Raw genomic sequence first — 21,800 nt, 5'->3', positions numbered from 1 at the left:
TCTTTTTTATTTAGGGGACAGGGTTGTGGTAAATGTGGCGGTCTGATTGGCGGTGACCGTTGCTTCAAAGCCGACCATATAGGTGCCCGGATTAGCCTGGTCATAAGAGTTCTCACTGGTGGTACTCCATTGCTTGTAGGTAGGCTTCACGCTTCCGCTGGCTGTGAGATACATCACTTTGCTTCCGTTCGTTAGTACAATGCGGTTACTTTCCACCGTCGGAACGGCAGGCGTCACCATACACCAGCGCACTTTGGCGGATTTATCTGTTCTCGCCTTGATCTCATCCATGACTACTAAATCTTTATCGTTCACGATTTTCACGGTACGGGTAGCGGACGCCGCCTGATCGGACACTACTTCAGTCAGATCGAAAGTGGCTCCCAATTCCGTAGCGGTATTGATAGTAGTAGTCAGTGTAGCCGCCCCATTTACCCGGTGACGGGCGTCGTTGATTGAAATCGTGCTATGATTCAAGTTATTCAGGCGGAATACATCCCAACGCATCGAGTTCTGTCCCATATCCCAAAGATTACCACCCAAAGCTGACAATTTCGACTCGAGCGTTGTATAACTTTGCAGACCGAAATCCATTGACCAGCGCACTCCATACGCGTCGTACACAAACGAACCGGCATCCATGTGTCCGTGGCTCGAACCTGCCTTGCCACCTTTGATTCCGAGGTATTTATCCGTATCGGTGTACGTCCAGTCGGTATGTACCATCACTACGGGCGTTTCCCCTTTTCCACTCCATAGTTTATTGGAAGGAGCGGAGATTGCGTCCAGATTCAGATTATTGGCAAACGCCATAATCATCGGCAACAGGCGGTTTTCGGCACAGGAAGCGTATTCGCCGTTCTTCAACATTTTCAGCTCATTATATAATAAGGATGGATTACTGTATTTATCGGCAAACCACCACGAAGCCAATGCCGCAGTAGAGGAGGGGGCACAGTCGGAATAATTAAAGAACTTGCTGTTCAAGCCTGTCATATACAGCATATACTCTGCCGTTTTGGAGAATCCCGGTGTATCGGAAAGCCCGTTATCCGTGCCGAGCGTACTGTTGAGGGCGGCAAGCATCAATACCTGATAAAGCGTGCCGTAACACCAGTAACCGCTGCCCTCCGGATAGTTGCCGTCGGGAGAGTACATCACTTCCAATGCAGGTTTGTTGGATTCTAATGCTTTTTCAATCATGTCCTTTGCTTCGGAAGGATTGTTTTCATAGGAAGCCAGTGCCGCACAGACCAGTCCGCCATTACAAACCTGGTTCCAGTTGTTGGTGGCTTCGTAGAAGTTGAGGTTCCAGTTCTTGTTCTGCGCCTGTTGGAAGGCAAACTTCAACAGTGCGTTGGCCGCTTTCGTACGGGTGGCTGCACTTAGTTCGTTGTAGAGCCAGTCGTAGCCGAATGCAACAGCCGTAGCCATTTCGCCCACATCGAGAAAGTGGCGTTTCGAGTTCCAGTCGGGAAAGTTGCAGACAGCGTTCATATCCGTCTCCGCTTTAGTCAGGTATTTGGCATCGCCGGTCATCCGGTAGGCATAAGCACAGGTGAAAATGCGCAGCAACGCGTCGCGGGATACATCGAGGATACGTTTGTTGCTGGCATCCAATTTATAAGTCAGTGCCGTGGCGTTCATTCCTTTGCTGTTGCATACACTCATAATGGTATTATGGAGCAAGGTCAGATTGGCACTCGAATTAGCATCCACTTTGGCTTTCAGCGCAGTGAAGGCTTCGGCATTCATCAACAGGCGGGGATGATTGTCCGCAGTCAGTTTGGAATAATCCAGTCCGCCCTCCGGCTCCGTGGGATTCGGTTTCTCATGGGTAGATCCCGGACGGAATCTGTTCTCATCTTCATCGGAACAACTAACGGCTGTTCCTACAAAGAAAGCTATGATGATTGTTTTAAAAAGAATCGTTTTCATGGTTCAATGAATTTATTTGTATTACTACTTCAAAGGAATAAGTCGTACTTTCAGTTGCACGGCACGATTGGCAGGAATCACCGTCTCAAAGCCCACGCGGATGGTTCCCGGATTGCGGAAATCATATTCATGCGGGGGCACGTTCGACCAGGTTTTCATTTCTACTTCCGTATCGGCATCTACCGTCAATAGCATCCGTTGTCCGTCTTTGGTTAATTCCATCCGGTTCTTGCCTGTAATTTTGGCTTCTGCCGGAGTGACCATGATCCAGGATACGGCAGCTTCTTTGTCTCCCGTCTGCAACCGGTCGGTTACTTCCAGGTGGTCTTTCCGATCCAATATCACGGTGCGGACGGCTTTCTTCACACTGTTGGCAAACACACTCGACAGGTCTACTTCCGCCCCTTTCTGTTTCTTCGATTCAAAAGTACGGGTGATTGGAGCATTGCTCTCTACCAAATGCCGTTCGCCGTTAATCGTCAGGGTGTTGTGAGCAACATTACTTAGCCGGAATACTTCCCAACGTTGTCCGTTCTGCGACATATTCCACAGGTCTACTCCCTTACTTTCAAGCGTGATGTAACTCTGCATACCCAAGTCCATCGCCCAACGCACCCCGTCTCTCTCGAAGATAAACGAACCGGCATCCATGTGCGCATGAGAGGTAGAAGGCGACCCCCCTTTCACTCCCAGATAGGTATCTTCCTTGCTGTCCCATCCGCCACGGTAGATAAACACAGGTGTATCTCCGCGACTGAACCAGAAGTTTTTCTTCGGCTTGCCGATATGCTTCAAATCGAGCTGCGAACAGAACACCATCAGGCTGGGCAGTAAACGGTCTTCGGCAAACGGCATATCCGCCCGGTCGAGATACTGACGTTCGATCCACAACAGGGAAAGGTCTTTTGCCTTGCCTGCAAACCAGAACATCATCATGTTGCATTCCGCCTCTACCGGAGAGTCCGAGAAACAGAAACAGTCTCCGCCCGGAGCCGTCATATACTGCATGAAACGGGCAGACTCCATGAAGCCGGGGGCTTGGGAGAGCCCATTGTCTGTGCCGAAAGCACTTTCGAGCGCAGCAATGAGCATTACCTGAAAACTTGTCCCGTACCCCCAATATCCGAACCCTTCGGGATAACCTCCGTCGGGGCCATAACCTACCATCGCTTTCGGATTTGTCTCCATGCATTTCTCAATGATGCCTTTCGATACTTCCGGAATCTCTTCAAAAAGAGCCAGCGCGCCATACGCCAATCCACTATTACATACGGAATTCCAGTTGTTCTTGGCTGTATAGAACCAGGCATGACGGGTGTTCTTTGCCGCATCGAAGCCTTTCGCGATGATTGCTTCGCGCACCACCCGGCGAGTGTCGGGCTGCAAAGAATCGTACAGCCAGTCATAACCGATAGCCAATGCCATTACCATCTCACCCACATCCAGGAAATGAGTGGGGTTCCAGTCGGTGAAACGACTGACGGCCAGCATCTCCTGTTCTGCACGGAGAGCGTATTTCCGTTCTCCCGTCATACGGTAAGCGTAAGACAGGTAGTAGATACGCTTCAGCGCGATGCGCGAAATCGCCAGCAGGCGTTTACCCTCTTTGATACGTTCCACAGGTGGTTCCGTAAGTGTCCGGTCGCAATGTTCCATGATACGCTGGTGAACAGTGGCCAACGGGGGATACTCCGCAATGGCTTTCCTGATGGCTTCTTCTCCTCCCGCCGGTAATAACAACCGGGGATGAGGCGCTATCTTGCCATAATCAAACTGTTGCGCAACTACACCCGTGCAACCGGATACAAAAATGAGTAATAGTAAAAGTATTTTCTTCATCCTTATTCAAATCTTTATGATTAATACGCCCAACCGCTTCGTTTAGTCAGGTTCGGGTTCTTTTGCGTTTCAGAGATAGGAGCAGTCCACGGCCACATGTAATCGGTGTAATACCAGTTATACTCTACCAGTTCGCCCCACCAGGATTTGCCGCCATTGATGTCTTTCCCCTGGAATTTGGTTTCTTTGTAGGTTCCCCAACGTACTTCATCGAAGAAGTTGATTCCTTCCAGACAGAATTCCACGCGACGTTCGTAACGTATCCTTTCGAGCATGTCTTCATTTCCGTTCACTGCGCACGGGCCGCTTCCGCCCTCTGTCAGTGCAGGCATGTGGGCACGGGTACGCACTTTATTCACCAGGCGGATGGCTTCTCCCAACTGATCGGTCTGCGCCAATGCTTCGGCATACTGCAACAGTACATCGGTATAGCGAATCAACGGCCAGTCGGTATGACAACGGCTCCGGCTAATCAAACGGCCTTTCTCAAACTCATTGTACTTGCGATAGCAGTAGAAAGCAGAAGTACGTTTATCGAGCCAGAAGTCTCCACCATTCGTGCCCTGCTCCTTCAACGGCCAACGGAGTTGTTTACCGATCTGGTTGGCATCTCCTGCGTAATTAGGTTTGTAGCAGTCTACCGGTACATAAGGAGTGACGACGGTCTGTTGCAGACGCGGGTCACGACTGTCATACGCCTTTTTGATGCGGGCTTCATTACCGCTGTTCAGGTAATATTTCTGATAGATATCTTCGCCTACCCGTTTGATAAGCGCATTCTTTTGTGAGGACATGGATTCCAGTCCGTCACGGCAGAAGAAGATTTCACGCTGTTTCGGAGTCAGCAAGTCCCAGTCTTGCAGGCCGTCTACTTCCGACCATTTGAAGTCCGATCCGTCGGCGTTCTTATAGTAATCTACAAAGTCTGCGGAAGGTTTTATTTCCGTCCAGCCATCATACGTATCGCGGGCACCGGTCATTTGCTGAATGTTATCACAATAACCGGTTTCTTCGCTGAACTGGAGCGAGAAGATCATTTCTTTATCCTTTTCGTTTTCATATTTGAAAAAGTCGGCATATTCGCCTGTCCACAAGCCATAACCACACGTTTCCACTTCTTTGAAATCGTTGCCTGCTTCCTTGTATTGCTTCTTCCACATATACACCATACCACGCAGGGCATAAGCGGCACCTTTAGAAGGACGGCCGTAGTTTTCATTCAGCGTGTTATTGGGGAAGTCGGGATTGTTGATGCAATACGTCAAATCATCCAGAATCACTTGCCATACCTCATCCACCGAAGATTGACCACGGGTACAGTCTTCGTTATTGATAGGTTCCAGATAAACGGGGACACCCTGATAAAGCATATTCAGACGATTGTACGCCCAGGCACGGAGGAAACGGGCTTCGCATTGGTAACGCGCCAGTTTATTAGCGCTCATATCCGCTTTATGCAGATTGGCAATCGCATCGTTACACGCATGGATAATGGTGTAACAGAACTTCCATTCATACCACACCTGAAAGTCATTGGCAGGTTTGGTGGCCAGCGAAAGCAGTTCCACCGGATAGTTGTTGGAATAATAATCGGTTGCAAAGCTCATAGCTTCGATTCCCTGACGGTTCAGTCCGTCGGCACGGCGAAGCTGGGTAGAGGAGAGTTGGGTGGCATAGAACGGGAAGTAGAGTCCTGCCATTCCCTTGTCGGCAAGCTCCTCCGTAGTCCACATGTTTTCACTTGCAATCTGGTCTTCCGGAGCCACATCAAGAATATCCATGCAGGAGGTAGCCGCCAGCGCCATCGTTAAAATCATTAATATCTTTTTCATATCAGATTCTGTTTTTTAGTTCTACATCATTAAAAGGTAATCTGTCCGCCAAAAGAGATCTGACGCATCAACGGATAACCGATGGCAGTTCCTATTTCCGGATCGAGTCCCGGATAACTGGTGATCGTCAGGATATTGTCCATCGACACGAAAGCACGGAGCTTATTAACAAAGAACTTGCTGGAAATCCGTTGCGGCAACGTATAGCCGATTTGGATATTCTTCAACTTGAAGTAGTCGCCCTTATATTCGTTCCAGTCGCTCTGGATTCTGTTATTATAGGTAGTACCGTATGTCAGGCGGGGATATTTGCCCCACTGGTTGGTACGCGGATCGTCCGGGTTAGAAGGATCGAAGAAGTAATGGTTATCGGCGATATGCTCGATAATGCCATATCCATGGCTGACCAGTGTCGAGTTGTAGTAATCCGTATTCCAGTTGAGGTAATGCCCGAAAGCTCCCGACCATAACATGGAGAAATCAATGTTCTTGTAAGAGAAAGCACAGTTGAAACCCAGATTGAATTTCGGGACACTGGTATGTCCGGAGAAATCCCGGTCGTTGGTATCACCGTAGTTCATATCACCGTTGCTGTCGGCATAGAGTATGTCACCATACCAAAGCTGGTCTTTGGCAACTGTCTTCATTCCTCCGAACGAATAACCGGAGTCAATCATGGCCTGCACCCATACCATATCTTCTTTCGTACGTATCATTCCGTCCTTCGGCCCCGCATGGATATCCACCGCACCTCCGGTATAGCCTTCGCCGGAACCTCTGTACACCTTATACATATAGGTTTCTCCAAGTTGGCGGCCTTCGCAGATGTAACCTCCGAAACCGGATTCAGACACATCACTGAAGTTATTAACATAGCTGACTTTGTTTCCCTGCGCATCATACGTCCAGTATTTCTGGAGTTCGCCTTTGAACTTCATTACTTTGTTGGCGTTGAAAGAGAAGTTCATACCCACCCGGTATTCGAAATCTTTTCCGATGCGGTCGTTCCAGTTCAGGGTAAATTCAACACCGCGGTTGCGCACTTCACCCAGATTCTCGGGAGCAGAGCCTACGACACCCATCGAAAGATAGAGTTCGGGATGGTAGAGAATGTCCGAAGTATACTTATTATAATAGTCTATCTCACCCGTCAGGCGGTTGTTGAAGAAGCCGAAATCAAGTCCGATGTCGGTGGTGGCGGTACTTTCCCAATGCAGCTTGTCGTTGCTTAGTTTCTTGCGTACCAGTCCTTTCGTTCCTTCACCGTCGATTACGACATTGCCTGTGGCGTAGTTTGCCTGCCAGTCGTAGTTGCCCGTAGAGTTGTTACCTGTCTTTCCCCAGGAAACACGCAGTTTCAGGTTAGAGAGATAGTCCGATGCTCCCTGCATGAACGATTCTTCCGAGATACGCCATCCACCGGAGAACGAGGGGAAATATCCCCAACGCTGGTTCACACCGAAACGGGAGGAGGCATCGGCACGAAGGTTGGCTTCGAAGAGATAACGCCCTTTATATCCGTAGTTGACACGGCCGAAATAAGAGAGCAATCCCCATTTGGCTGGTGATGAGCTGGAAGAGCTGACGAGCGTCTCGTAAGTGCTTAATTCGTTCAGCGTCCAGTCCGTAGCGCCTTTACGGGAAACGGCAAAGCTCTTGCTGTAATATTCCTGTGCGGAATATCCGAGCAGTGCGCCCAGGTCGTGGTCTTTCTTGATGGTTGTATTGTAGCGTACCAGTATTTCGGCACTCTGACGCCAGGTGCGTGCGCTCGTATTGGTGATGGAAGCGTTCTCCAACGCGCTTTCGCTGACACGCTGGTCGGTGACGTAGTCCCAATAACCATTTTGGCGGCTATAAGAAGACTTGTCGGTGAATGTCGGTGAATAGTTGAATGTACCTTCAATGTTGAGCCCTTTATAGGGAGTGATAATTCCGTAGACTGATGCGTTGAGACGCCAGACGGTATTGAAACCGGTGGCTCCTGCCATCTGACCGAAGATATTATTGGCATTGGAAGATTCTTCGCTGGCCAGTGCGGCACGTCCCCAGTAGTTCGGTTCGCCGGGGTATACACCCGGAGTGGTCTGATAGAGATACTTGAATCCGTTGCTGATATTAGCCATCCCGTAATCTTGCTTTTGCCCGTAGAGACGGGTGCCGACGGTCATCCATTTCACTATCTTGGCTTCCAGGTTGGTACGGAAATTGATTTTCTGCGTACTTGAGTCGAGGTTCCAGCGGTTCATGACTCCCTGATTGTCAAGATAGCCCAAAGAAAGCATGTATTTCACTTTCTCCGAACTGCCGGAGACAGACAGGTTGTGCTCTTGCGAATATCCGGTGTCGAATACTTCGTCGAACCAATCGGTGTTGGGATAAGCCACGTAATTGGGTACTCCGTACTCGTTCAGCCCGTTCGGATCGGCAGAAGCAGCCCTCCAGCGGTCGATGCTTTCCTGCGAGAAGATGCCTTTGGTATTCACATTGTCGCAAGCCTCGTTCACCAGTCCCATATAACGGGCATAGTCGCTTACGAAAGAGAGGTTGTTGTAAGGCATCTGCACGACTCCCGAATAAGAATAGGAGATTTGCGGTTTGCCTTTTCCGTTTTTGGTGGTGATAAGGATGACTCCGTTGGCGGCGCGCGTACCGTAAATAGCTGTGGAGGCAGCGTCTTTCAGTACGGAGATGCTTTCGATGTCGTTGGGGTTCACATTATCCATGCTCCATTCGATACCGTCCACCAGGACTAATGGGGAGTTGGTATTGAACGTACCGTTACCGCGGACGCGGATGGTGGCACCGTCCGAGCCGGGTTGTCCCGAAGCTTGTGTGACGTTCATACCGGCGGCGAGTCCCGAAAGGGCGGAAGAAACACTCATGATGGGTCGTCCTTCCGTCTGGTCGGCAAAGTTAATGGAAGTCACGGAACCTGTCAGGTTCACTTTCTTCTGTACACCGTAGCCCACTACCACTACTTCATCCAGTACTTTCGTCTCCACTTTCATCTGTACATCAAGTTTCGTACGCCCGTTCAGGGGAAGCGTGGTGGTCTGATAACCAATGTAACTGAAAGAAACAGAAGGTTTGGCAGAAGTTGTTTTTAATGTGTAGTGTCCGTTCAGGTCTGTCAGGACACCGTTTGTTGTACCTACTTCGACGACGGAAACACCCGGAAGGGTTTCTCCATTCTCATCGATCACTACTCCACTTACCGTGGCAGATGTTTGTGCCCACACCACATCTGTCAGTAAAAAGAGCGAAGCCAATAAAAATAATAGATAATGCTTCTTTTTCATTTTATTAGATTTAATGAAACAATTAGGTTGTTAAATACTCACCCTGCAAAGAAATGGGATATTTAGCCAACCTAATAATACTGTTTAGGCGATTGATGCCACTAATTAAGAAAATTCGGCGGAGAATGAAAAGGAAAATCAAGCTTTTAAGATTTCGACCAGCTTTTATCAGAAAATGACTAGCTAGTTTTATTTCATATTTAAAAATAGGTTGTATTTTTGCCCGATACCTAATCACTATTCGTCGAATATCTAATAAAGTCAGTATGAAAAAACATTTTCTACTTCTTATTTTATCATTTTTATTCCTACCGATTGCACAAGGCAAAGTAAAGCTTCCTGCAATGATGGGAGACCACATGGTACTCCAACAGAACAGCTCCGTTAAGTTATGGGGTTGGGCGGACGGCAAAAAAGTAACCGTCACCACTTCGTGGAACAACCGGACTTATCAGGCATCTACAGATAAAGACGGGGCCTGGCTGGTGAAAGTAGACACTCCCGAAGGAAGCTATACTCCTTATTCTATTACGATCAGTGACGGCACTCCGGTCACTCTCTCGGATATACTGATAGGGGAGGTGTGGATCTGCTCCGGACAGTCGAACATGGAAATGCGCATGATGGGAAATACGGCACAACCCATAGACAACTCGCTCGAAACGCTGCTGAATGCAGGTAACTACCGTGACCGTATCCGGTTCATCACCGTACCGAGGACAAAAGAAACAAAACGTCGCACGGATTTTGAAAAAAGGAAATGGGAAGTATCGTCACCCGAAACCACGATTGATTGCAGTGCCGCCGCCTATTTCTTTGCCCGCCAACTGACTGAAAGTCTCCATCTTCCGGTAGGACTGGTCATCAACAGTTGGGGTGGTTCACGAATCGAAGCATGGATGGACGAACCGACTTTGGGTACTATCGAGGGGATGGACATGGAAGCTGCCAAAAGCCCTAAACGGGATATACACCAACGTCTGGAATGTTTGTACAACTCTATGTTGTACCCCATAAAAAACTTCACGGCACGCGGTTTCCTATGGTATCAAGGGGAATCAAATATATCCAATTACCAATTTTACGCACCGATGATGAGTGCTATGGTACAACTATGGAGAAATATGTGGGAAGCACCCGATATGCCTTTCTATTATGTGCAGATTGCTCCTTACAAATATGAAAACAGCAGCAATACGGGAGCCGCTTTATTGCGGGAAGCACAAGTGGAAGCACTGAAAACAATCCCTAATTCGGGCATTGTACCCACTACGGATATCGGTGATGAATTCTGCATCCATCCGCCACAGAAGGATGTAGTAGGGCTTCGGTTGGCTACGCTTGCATTGACTAAGACATACGGTATCCGCCGGTTGCCATCCAACGGCCCGATGATGACCAAAGTGGACTATGCGGACAAAAAGGCCATAGTGACATTCGATAATGCACCTGCGGGGTTGTTCCCTACTTTCTCCGAACTGGAAGGATTTGAGATTGCGGGAGCGGACAAGAAGTTCTATCCGGCGAAAGCAAAGATTGTAGGACGTACCAACACAGTAGAAGCGTGGAGTGAAGAGGTAGCCCAACCGGTTGCCGTGCGCTATGCTTTCCGCAATTATGTGAGAAATATCACGCTGCGGAATACTTTCGGATTGAGTGCTTTCCCGTTCCGTACAGATACGTGGGATGATGTGAAATAAAGGCTTCTATAAAGGGGCTAATTACCCTGTTTACAGGAGCTATATATCCAATCTGTTGGGTATATATGCCCTGCGTGTTGGGTATATAGATCCAATACGCAGGATATATAGCTCCTGCAAACAGGGGATATAAAGAAAGGAAACTATGAAACGATCCATCTTATCTATATGTATACTGCTGGCATCGGTTTCTCTGGTCTTCGCCAATATCTACAAGAAATATGACGTTAGATCGGGGTTATCGGGCAACTGTGTCCGGAGCATCCTTCAGGATAGCATCGGATATATGTGGTTTGCAACGCAGGACGGGCTGAATCGTTTCAACGGCATCGAGTTCACCAACTACGGACATTCGTCAGAAAACGGCGGAAACAGCTATATGAATATAGTAACGATCTGCCGCCATCAGGATAACAATCAGATTTGGGTGGCCAGTACGGAGAAGCTGTATTTATTCGATTCGTGGGAAGAGAAGTTCTCCGTATTCGATAAACAGACGGAAGACGGGGCGTCAGTCAACAGCGTCTTCGGAATGGCATACGACAATGACGGGCAGTTATGGATCGGAACAACCAACGGGCTGTTTGTCTACAACGAGAAAAAAGGTACGTTGAGGCAATATCTGCATTCTCTTTCCGATCCTCATTCATTGCCGGATAATCACATATGGGTGATTTATAACGATTCGTTCGGGACCATCTGGATAGGTACCCGGAATGGGCTGGCGAAATACAACCAACGTACGGACAACTTCACAGGATATATATCCGAGGGCACTTCTTTCGGACGTCCTGCCTGCAACGAGATTATCTCTTTGATGGAAAGTTCGCAGGGAGTATTATGGGCGGGTACATGGTACGGGGGACTGGCACGTTTCAATAAAGAGACAGGGCAATTCCGCTATTACTTCGGAGAAGGGGACACGCTTACCATTCCGCGCATCCGCACCTTGTTTCAACGGACGGCCAACTCTTTCTATCTCGGCTCTGACGACGGACTTTATACATTCAACACCACGACAGGAGAATGTCTGCCTACCGACGACGGACAAAATAAAGAAAGTATCTATGCCTGTTATCAGGATAGGGAAGGGGGAATCTGGATCGGGACTTATTTCAGTGGAGTGAGTTACCTGTCTCCCAAGCATAAGGATATCGAGTGGTATTATCCCAATGGTACGGAAAATTCTCTTTCGGGAAATGTAATCAGCCAATTCTGCGAAGATCCCGACGGTAACATCTGGATTGCTACCGAAGACGGGGGACTGAATCTCTTTGATCCCCGCACGAAGAAGTTCAAAAACCATCTGTTGAGAAGCAGTAACCCTAACATCGGTTATCATAATATCCATGCATTGCTCTACAATGAAGGAAAATTGTGGATTGGCAGTTTCTCACGGGGATTATATATCCTGGATACTCAAACGGGAAAAATGAAAAACTATCGCCATAACCGCGCAAACCTACATTCAATTCCTAACGACCATATCTACTCTATCTATCAAACGAAGGATGGCAGCATTTATCTGGGAACGCTTTCCGGATTCTGCCGATATGACCCGGCAAGTGACTCTTTCCGGACATTGGAACCTTTAAGCCATATCTTTATCTACGATATGGTTGAAGACCAACATGGAGACTTGTGGCTGGCAAGCAAAAGGGACGGTATCTGGCGTTACAACCGCCAAACCGGTAAATTGCATAACTATCGCAACGACCCGGAGAACCCTGATTCCCCTTGCAGCAACTGGGTAATCCGTGTGTATATCGATCATAAGCAGCATCTATGGTTCTGTACCGAAGGCGGTGGCATCTGTCGTTATCACTATCAGGAAGATCGTTTTGAAAACTTCTCAACCAAAGAGAATCTGCCGAACAATATCATCTATGGCATACTGGACGACCAATCGGGTAACTATTGGCTTTCTTCCAATAGGGGACTGATCCGGTATGAGCCGCAGAACAAACGGGCACAGCTCTATACCATTGAGGATGGATTGCAAAGCAACCAGTTCAATTTCCGCTCTTCCCTGCAAGCCAGTGACGGGAAATTCTATTTCGGTGGGGTGAACGGGTTCAATAGTTTCTATCCGTTCAAATTATCGATTAATAAGGTAAGGCCTACGGCGTCTATCTCGGCAGTATATATGCACAGCCCCGACGACAAAGTAAGCCTTAGCAAGCGTATACCTGCTCTTAGCGGACAAGTAACGATTCCTTATCAGGTGGTATCGTTCGACATCGCATTCGAAAGTCTTAGTTATGTGGCTCCCAGCAAGAATTTATATGCCTACAAACTGGACGGTATTCACAAAGAATGGATATATACGGATAAACATAACGTATCTTTTCTCAACCTGCCTCCGGGTGAATATACTTTCCGTGTGAAAGCCAGTAACAACGATGAATATTGGAGCAATGACGACTGTTGCCTGCATATTGAAATTCTTCCTCCACCCTGGAAGACCATTTATGCCAAGATTTTCTATTTACTAATAGCGTGTGGCCTCGCATATTTCCTGATACAGCTTTATTTGCGTAAACAGCAGGCTGTGAAAGCAAGAAAGATGAAAGAGATGGAACAAATCAAGAATCAGGAATTGTTCCAGTCGAAAATTACATTCTTCACCCAAGTGGCACATGAAATCAAGACTCCGGTTAGTCTTATCAAAGCTCCGCTGGAAGCGATTTTGGAAACACATGAATGGAACAGTGAAGTGGAAAGCAACCTGTCTGTGATACAAAAGAATACCAACCGGCTGATGGAGCTTATCAAACAATTGCTCGACTTCCGAAAAGTGGACAAGGAAGGTTATACGCTTTCATTCAATGAAGTGGATATCAACCGGATGATAGAGGACATCATCGACCGTTTCCGTGCCATCTCCCTGACCGGAATCTCTTTCAGTGTCTCTCTGCCGAAAGAACATCTGCAATATAATGTAGACCAGGAGGCGCTGACTAAAATTGCCAGCAACCTGCTGACGAATGCCATGAAATATGCCCGCACCCGCATTATGGTGATTTTGGACGAACATCTGTCTGCAGAAGGGCGTACGCTCTCCTTGTGTGTACGCGACGACGGTCCGGGTATTCCACAAGAGGAATGTAGCAAGGTTTTCGAACCGTTTTATCAAGTGGGAAACACAGGAAACAACGGTTCGGGAGTAGGAATCGGATTGAGTCTCGTCAAATTGTTGGTGGAAAAGCATAAAGGAAAGGTTTATATCAATCCCGGCTATACGGAAGGATGCGAGGTATGTGTGGAAATTCCGTATTTGGAGAAAAGCATCTCTGTCAGCCCCTCCATTACTTCCATGCCCGACAAGGTTCCCGCTCTGGAGGAAGAGAGCGAACCCGCCGGTTACTCTCTTCTGGTAGTGGAAGACACGACGGATATGCTGGAGTTTCTGGCTAAGAATCTGGGAAATACCTATACCATCCATACAGCCGCCAATGGCAAGGAAGCGTTGGAATGTCTGGAGACAACGACAGTAGATCTTATTATCAGCGACATCGTCATGCCTCACATGGACGGATTCGAATTATTAAAGTCCATCCGTTCCGACAATATGCTTTGTCATATCCCGTTTATCCTGCTTTCGGCACTCGACAGCATCGATTCAAAAATTGCGGGTCTTGACTATGGCGCGGACGCTTATATAGAAAAGCCTTTCTCGCTAAGCCACATGAAAGCCACTATCAATAATCTGCTTGAAAACCGGCGCATGCTGTTCAACCACTTTACAACCGTTCCGAATATGTCATACGACCAGACATTAATGAACAAAACAGACGTGAAATGGCTGAACACGATCAATGAAATCATTACCCGCAATTTCACCAATGAAGAATTTACCATCGACAAGATGGCGGAAGAAATGGCTATCAGCCGTTCCAACTTACAACGCAAATTGAAAGGACTGACCGGAATGCCGCCCAATGACTATATCCGATTGATTCGGCTCAAAACTGCGGGAGAACTTTTGCGGGAAGGGGAGTACCGGATTAATGAAGTCTGTTACATTGTAGGATTCAATAATCCTTCGTACTTCGCCCGTTGCTTTCAGAAACAGTTCGGGATATTGCCGAAAGACTATGTGAAGAAAGGAGGATAGGCTTTAATATAAGTCCCTCCCCCTTTACAATCATCAAATTTTTCTTTCAGTTTATTGTTATTATATTGATTCCGGGAAATGTTGATGCGTTCAATGTAGCCGGGTGTACCGAACTTTCCGCTACTACCATCGAGCAACTGTAACCTTGAAATTATCTGCCACATTTTTGTTCTTATTTTAAGTATTATACGGGGAAAAACAAAAATGTCACAGAACTAATAATCAATCATTTACACCTAAAAAAGGCCTTATTTTAAGAGAAGTTCACAAAAAACAACCGCATGTTTTTGCTTTTTTCCGCAAGAAAACTGCATTTTCTTTGTAATATCCTATCTATTAATATATTACATCCGCTTTTGGGGCTTTCTCCCCCCCAAAAAAACGTTCCTTCCAAAGCAGTATCTGCTTACACTTATGCAACTTCCATGACAGACTTGGGCAACCATCCGGATACACAAGTGCAACAACACAGTTGCTCAAGTGCATTTGATGAATATATGCGGAAGAACCGGTTAACAGATAGGAAGAAGTCATTAGTTTATATAGAAGAAATCATTAATACTACCTGATGGATAAATAAAAATATACTATAAATTGAACGATAGATACGGTAGAAATATATTCATAAAGAACATGTTGGGTTTTCTTCATCACTAAAAAGTATATTACGGAATTATAGATTACAAAAGAATGTAAATTGTTAATATACAAACATTTATATCTCAAATTTGAAATATGATGTATATTTGATGTGCCGTTATCAGAGGGTAGACACAAGAATTGAAAGCTTTGTAGGGGAAGGATTTTAGGAACTGTCGGTATCTGAATCTATTTTTGTGTCGAAACATCTGATTCATTAACTTTAAAATCTTAGAAGATGATAAAACATGTAGTATTGTATCTATTCCTATTATCTTGTACCTGCCTGGCGCAAGCACAAGATTTCAAAATCAGCGGAAAGGTTTTCGAAGAAGAGACCGGAATGGGGCTAATGGGAGCTGCGGTAGTTATTGAAGGAACTACCAACGGAACCCAGACAGACCTAAGCGGTTCTTTCTCTCTCACGGGCGTAAAAGCCGGAGACAAACTCGTCGTTAGTTTTATCGGAATGAAAACGGAAATTATTCCTATCACTAACAAAAGCCGTTCAAGCGAAATCATCGTCCACTTGAAGAATGATAATTATCAATTAGACCAAGTGGTGGTCACCGGCTATGGTACGGCCCGCAAAAGAGACTTGACAGGAGCTATTGTCTCCGTATCGGGCGAGGAACTTAAAAATGCGCCTACCAATAATGTAATGTCTTCCCTGCAAGGAAAAATACCGGGACTGATGGTGACCAATTCCGGATCGGCAGGTGCGGAACCGGATATTAAAATCCGCGGTATTGGTACGTTGAATGCCAGCAGCAATCCTTTGTATGTAGTGGACGGTATGTTGATGTCGGACATCAAGTTCTTGAGCAACAGCGACATTGCCAGCATGGAAATTCTGAAAGACCCTTCATCTCTTGCTATCTTCGGGGTACAGGGAGCGAACGGAGTAATTATCATCACAACGAAACGTGCCGAAGGAGACAAAACCTCAGTTACCTACGACGGCTATTTCGGTGCACAAACCGTTTGGAAACGCGACCGGGTAAAGCTGACTAACGCAACGGAATTCACCATGCTCTACAACGAGATGTTACAGAACCAAGACCCGAACGCCGCTTCGTGGGTGCCCGACATGCTGGGTACGGGAACTGACTGGCAAAGCAAGGTATTAAGAGAAAGAGCGATGATTACTAATCATAACCTAACGGTATCCAAATCCGGGAAGAACAGCAAGTCCTTATTATCAGTCGGTTATTACAAGCAGGACGGTGTACTGAAATATAATACTTACCAACGTTTCAACGTACGTTTCTCACAGGATTATGATATTACCAAGAATCTGAAAGCAGGGGGAAATATCAACCTCTCGCAGATGGATAGCAAACCAGCTTCTGCCAAAATCCAGAATGCTGTCATGGCGCTCCCTACTTATGTACCATACGCTCCGGAAGAAGATTACGACCCGGAAAACCTGGGCTCGCTCTATCATCCGTCTGCCGATATACAATCCAACGTGAACAATCCGGTAGCTCAAATGGAGCTTTACAAGGATACGGAGAAGTATCGTGACTACCGAATCATCGGCAACATTTACGGTGAATGGAACTTCCTGAAGGATTTTACGTTGAAAGCAACCGGATATATGGATATCGGGCTCTATCGGGGCGAGCAATATACACCGCGCTATGACGTGAATAACTCTACCAGCCATTCTGCACACAAGAACGACATCACCAATTTCTATCGCAAAAGCGATGAGGGGCGTACCTTTCAGGCAGATTTCCTTCTGAATTATAAAAAGATGATAACCAATCATCGTATCGACGCAACAGTGGGATATACGGCACGCAAAGCCATTAGTGAAGGCTTCAACGCCAAAGTAGACAGTTTGGCTAACGGCATGAATATCGTACCCGATGACCTTTGGATGCTTAGCATGGGCTCCGTCAACCGTGTTTCCGCAGGTGACTGGTGGAACGAGGAGTCTTTTATCTCTTATCTTGCACGTGTGAACTATGCTTATAAAGACCGTTATTTGCTCACCGCCACTTTCCGCGCCGACGGTTCTTCCAAGTTCTCACCTTCGCATCGCTGGGGATACTTCCCGTCAGTGGGGCTGGGCTGGGTAATCAGTGAAGAAGCCTTTATGGAACCATTGAAAAAAGTAGTGGACTTTGCCAAGTTAAGGGTCAGTTGGGGGAAACTGGGAAATGACAAGATAGGAAACTATCTCTACTACCCGACCATTAATCCGAAAGGGAAACAAGTCATCATCAACGGAGTGACGCAGTTTATTCCTACCCTTAGTTATGATATCGACAAGGACATTCATTGGGAAGTCATGACAGGTATTGATGTGGGTATCTCCGCACAGCTTTTCAACAACCGCCTGGGCATGGAACTCGGTTATTACAGCAAAACGACCGATGACCTGTTGGCTTATGTATCACCTTCTTCTTCGATAGGTGCAGGCTATGCCATTACCAATGCCGGCTCTATCAATAACAAAGGGTTCGAATTCAGCCTTTCATGGAAAGACCGGATAGGGGATGTGGACTATGGCATCAATGTAAACGGCGCTACCTTAAAGAATAAAGTGACCAAACTTGGCGATAACAATTCGGACATTATTTCAGGAGATTATCACCGTACATCCGTAGGGCATCCTATCGGCTCCTATTACGGCTACGTGCAGGATGGAATCTTCCAGACACAAGAAGAGATTGACAACTATTATCCGATGACATGGACAGCGAAACCGGGAGATATCCGTTACAAGGATTTAAACGGTGACGAAAAAATAACAGATGCCGACCGTACTTATCTCGGTAGTCCGATGCCGACTTTTACCTATGGATTCGGCTTTATGCTCGCCTATAAGAATTTTGATTTGAATGTAGACTTTAATGGCGTAAGCGGTAATAAGATTCTGGATTTGAAGAAAGCCGTAGCATGGACTACAACCAATTTCTACGAGAAAAGCCTGCAAAGATGGCACGGTGAAGGAACATCCGACAAAGAGCCGATTCTGGACAAATCACGTGGACATAACTATCTTTCTTCGACCAACCTACTGGAAAATGGTTCTTATCTCCGCCTGCGCAATGTACAGTTAGGATATACTCTGCCACAATCGGCTATAAGCAAACTAGGTATATCCGGCCTGCGTGTCTACGTAAGCGGACAAAACCTGCTGACTTTCAAACATAATTCCGGATATACCCCCGAAATAGGAGGAAGCGCCTTGCAAGGCGGTATGGATCAAGGAGATACCTATCCGCTACCATCCGTATACACAGTAGGTTTATCCATCAACTTCTAAACTAATATCAAGATTATGAAACGAATCATTTATATAATAGCAGCATTATTCGCCTGTACTTCTTGCAGCGATGCTTTTCTGGACAATGCACCGAAGGGGAAATATCATGAAGGTAATTATGATATGGGCACCGCACAGGAACTTCTTGTCCTCGCTACGCTAATGGACGGCTACAATGTATTCGCCCAACAAACCTGGCCCGTGACAGCCATGCAATGCCATACAACAGACAACACCCACCCCGGAGGACCTTCGGGCGACGGCGGTGTAGACTTCAGCCAGTTTCCTACCATGTCATTCACGCCGGCCAACAGTATGTTTAATACCTACTACTCTCTTCAATTCACCGCCATCACCAAAGCCAACGAAGCCTTGCAGATGTTGAAAGACTTAGAAGAAGCCAACGGGGTAACAGCAGAAACCAGACAATACAGAGCCGAAGCCTATTTTATCCGTGCAGCAGCGTACTTCCGCCTGACACAGGCATTCGGTGCGGTTCCCTACGTAGACAGGGTAATGGGAAAAGACGAGGAAATAGCCGACCAGCTTAGTGCAACCGTTATCCGCAACAAGTATCTGCCCGAACTGATAGGAGTGATAAACGACCTGCCTACCCGCAAAGAAGCAGTCAGCTCGGGAAACATCGGACGTGCCACCCAAAACGCTGCCCGTGCCATCATCGCCAAAACTTACCTGTATGAAAAGGATTACGGCAACTGCCTGACCTACACGGGACAAATCATCAGTTCCGAGGATAATGACCTCTCTACTCCTTATGCGGAAATGTTTTTGGAAGAGAACGAATTCGGCCCCGAATCTGTCTGGGAAATCAACGCTGACTACAAACCTGACCAAAACATCTCCATTATCGGCGAAAACAACCAATGGTGCCTGATGAACGGTGTACGCGGATTCCCAAACTTAGGCTGGGGACATAATGCACCCAGCGAGAACCTGATGAACGATTACGAAAGTAACGACCCGCGTTTCGGTGCTACCGTACTGGAACACGGTGAAAAGGTGGATGGTGAAGAAGTGGTGGCAAGCAACTACAAATACTTCAACAGGAAAGCCTATTGCCGGAAAAGCGAACGTTCGCTCTACGGACGTGCCGACTGGTGTTATGGTTACTGGAGCAATCTCCGCATCATCCGTTATGCCGACATCGTACTGATGCACGCCGAAGCTGCCTGCGAAACCAATGACCTCGATGAAGCAAAGAGGAAACTTGAAATGGTAAGAGCCCGCGCCCGTAACGGTCAGTCGGTATTACCCGAAATAAAGACTACCGACAAAGACGAATTAAGAGAGAAAATCCGTCACGAACGCCGCATCGAACTGGCGTTGGAATTTGAACGTTATTTCGACCTGGTACGCTGGGGGATTGCCGAAGACAAGATAACCAACTTCGTTGTCGGCAAACACGAGGTATTCCCTCTCCCGCAAACGGAAATTGACAAGTCGAACGGTAAATTGCAACAAAATCCTAAGTATTAACCGAAATCAAATAACAACTATAAATATGTCAAAGATGATATTAAATATAACCGCTGCCTTGTTCTCGGCACTCATATTGTGGAACTGTGTGGAAGATGAATCGACATTGGGCGAATCGACCGTGAACAACGACAACACCTATTCGCCACTTATTGTGAAAGCTGCCATGAACGACCAACAGCAGAAGGTTATCAGTTATTTCTATGAAGGTGCCAATCCGGCAACCGGAATGGCTTACAACGGGTCTACAAGTAAAACGACCCTTACTACCGGTGCCACAGGAATGGGTATCATGAATCTTGTGATAGGGGTGGAACGTGGCTGGATCAGCCGTGAAGATGCCGCCGACCATATCGTAAAGATAGTCCGCTTCCTGAAAACAGCCGACCGCTTTGCCGGAGCCTGGGCACACTGGTACAGACCCGACGGCAAAATCCTCCCCTTCGGAAACCAGAATGAAGCCGGAGAAATTGTGGAAACTGCTTTCATGATGGGCGGCTTATTGACCGCCTGCGAATATTTCACCGGTAACAGCGAAGCCGAAAAGGAAATCCGCGAAACGACAAACTATTTTTGGGAGACCATCGAATGGAACCATTTCGTGAACAACGGCCGCTTATACTGGATATGGCACAAAGATACCAATACCTACGAACTGCCCTTGATAGGCTGGAACGAAACTCTATTGGTATATATATTGGCCATGGCGGCACCGGACAAGCATAAAGTATCGACAGATATCTACAAGAATTGCTGGCAAGGCCGCAACTTTGCCACTCCCGGCAGAAAAACGTATGGTTACCTGATGCCATTGGGCACTGAATATGGCAACGCACTTTTCCTGTCCCAATATTCTTTCCTCGGACTGGACCCCAGAGCCATGGAAGACAAATATACCTACTACTGGACACAGAACGTAAGCCATACAATGGTCAACCGCCATTACTGCATATACGAGGCTCCGGAAGAATATAAATATTCGGAATCCGACTGGGGGCTGACTGCCTGCGGCGGTTGCGGTAAAAATCCCGAATACAAATCGCGCGAACCATTCAAAGATGACGGTATCATTGCACCTACGGCAGCAATCAGCGCTTTTCCATATACCCCGTTCTACTCTACACAAGTATTGATGAACCTGATAAGAAATTACCCGAAGCTGAACGGTACCTACGGGCTTAACATATCCTACTGCCCTTCCGACAAATCCGTAGGAACGGAATACCTGGCAATGGAGCACGCACCGATGGCTATCATGATGGAAAACTACCGCACGGGGCTTATCTGGAAACTGCTGATGAAAAACGAGTATGTGCAGAAAGGTCTCCAACTGGCAGAAATCAGGACGACTCCCGAATATACCCCGGGATTTTATCTGGCAACCGTCAACACCGCAACCCATGTATATGACATGATGCGTCACCCCGACCGTGAAAAGTATGAAATAGACTTCTATACCAAGGCTTCGGGCAACGGACTGCTCGTACTGACGAATATGAAAAACGAAGAGATTTACCGCACTAATATCGAACTGGCAGCAGGCACCAATATCATTTCTTTCTTCGACAACTCCATCCTAAGAGGGAAGAAATACACGCTCACAGTGACCGACGGTGCAAACCAGTCTTATTCTATTCCCGTAACTTTAAGATAAAA

10 protein-coding genes are annotated in these 21,800 nt (G+C 47.0%); 5 read left to right on the top strand and 5 right to left on the bottom strand.

Annotation, left to right across the window (positions count from 1 at the left end):
- Positions 1–6: 6 nt before the first annotated feature.
- The 4 genes from BacF7301_RS04900 to BacF7301_RS04885 are packed head-to-tail and all read right to left on the bottom strand — an operon-like array spanning position 7 to position 8,911.
- On the bottom strand, positions 7–1,938 hold the full coding sequence (locus tag BacF7301_RS04900; RefSeq protein ID WP_149951379.1) for a heparinase II/III domain-containing protein: 1,932 nt from the start codon (positions 1,936–1,938) through the stop codon (positions 7–9).
- A 24-nt stretch (positions 1,939–1,962) separates the two neighbouring features.
- Positions 1,963–3,777 (bottom strand): heparinase II/III domain-containing protein, encoded by a 1,815-nt coding sequence (locus BacF7301_RS04895; protein ID WP_167960758.1) that lies wholly within the window; start codon positions 3,775–3,777, stop codon positions 1,963–1,965.
- Between the two features lie 20 nt (positions 3,778–3,797).
- Entirely contained in the window at positions 3,798–5,609 is a 1,812-nt protein-coding gene (locus BacF7301_RS04890; RefSeq protein WP_167960756.1) for a RagB/SusD family nutrient uptake outer membrane protein, read from the bottom strand.
- A 29-nt stretch (positions 5,610–5,638) separates the two neighbouring features.
- Complete coding sequence (locus BacF7301_RS04885) at positions 5,639–8,911, bottom strand: SusC/RagA family TonB-linked outer membrane protein (RefSeq protein WP_167960754.1); 3,273 nt, start codon at positions 8,909–8,911, stop codon at positions 5,639–5,641.
- Between the two features lie 266 nt (positions 8,912–9,177).
- On the opposite strand from BacF7301_RS04885, the gene BacF7301_RS04880 reads away from it, so the two are divergent.
- Positions 9,178–10,611 (top strand): sialate O-acetylesterase, encoded by a 1,434-nt coding sequence (locus BacF7301_RS04880; RefSeq protein WP_167960752.1) that lies wholly within the window; start codon positions 9,178–9,180, stop codon positions 10,609–10,611.
- A gap of 145 nt (positions 10,612–10,756) precedes the next feature.
- A complete protein-coding gene (locus tag BacF7301_RS04875) occupies positions 10,757–14,728 on the top strand; it encodes a hybrid sensor histidine kinase/response regulator transcription factor (RefSeq protein WP_167960750.1) in 3,972 nt (1,323 codons plus the stop codon).
- On the opposite strand, the gene BacF7301_RS04870 is transcribed toward BacF7301_RS04875, so the two are convergent.
- Positions 14,707–14,892: a hypothetical protein gene (locus BacF7301_RS04870; RefSeq protein WP_167960748.1), complete on the bottom strand. Its 186-nt coding sequence runs from the start codon at positions 14,890–14,892 to the stop codon at positions 14,707–14,709. The two genes, BacF7301_RS04875 and BacF7301_RS04870, sit on opposite strands and share 22 nt — an antisense overlap.
- Before the next feature lie 713 nt (positions 14,893–15,605).
- Here BacF7301_RS04870 and BacF7301_RS04865 point away from each other — a divergent pair.
- Genes BacF7301_RS04865 through BacF7301_RS04855 form a run of 3 tightly spaced genes read left to right on the top strand, consistent with a single transcriptional unit; the run spans position 15,606 to position 21,798 of the window.
- On the top strand, positions 15,606–18,647 hold the full coding sequence (locus BacF7301_RS04865; protein ID WP_167960747.1) for a SusC/RagA family TonB-linked outer membrane protein: 3,042 nt from the start codon (positions 15,606–15,608) through the stop codon (positions 18,645–18,647).
- Positions 18,648–18,662: 15 nt separating this feature from the next.
- A complete protein-coding gene (locus BacF7301_RS04860; protein WP_167960745.1) occupies positions 18,663–20,144 on the top strand; it encodes a RagB/SusD family nutrient uptake outer membrane protein in 1,482 nt (493 codons plus the stop codon).
- Positions 20,145–20,178: 34 nt separating this feature from the next.
- A complete protein-coding gene (locus tag BacF7301_RS04855; RefSeq protein ID WP_245208350.1) occupies positions 20,179–21,798 on the top strand; it encodes a glucoamylase family protein in 1,620 nt (539 codons plus the stop codon).
- Positions 21,799–21,800 lie beyond the last annotated feature (2 nt).

Source organism: Bacteroides faecium (assembly GCF_012113595.1).
GTDB classification, from domain to species: Bacteria; Bacteroidota; Bacteroidia; order Bacteroidales; family Bacteroidaceae; genus Bacteroides; species Bacteroides faecium.
The sequence above is the reverse complement of the archived record's forward strand: the minus strand, read 5'-3'. Positions and strand labels throughout refer to the sequence as shown.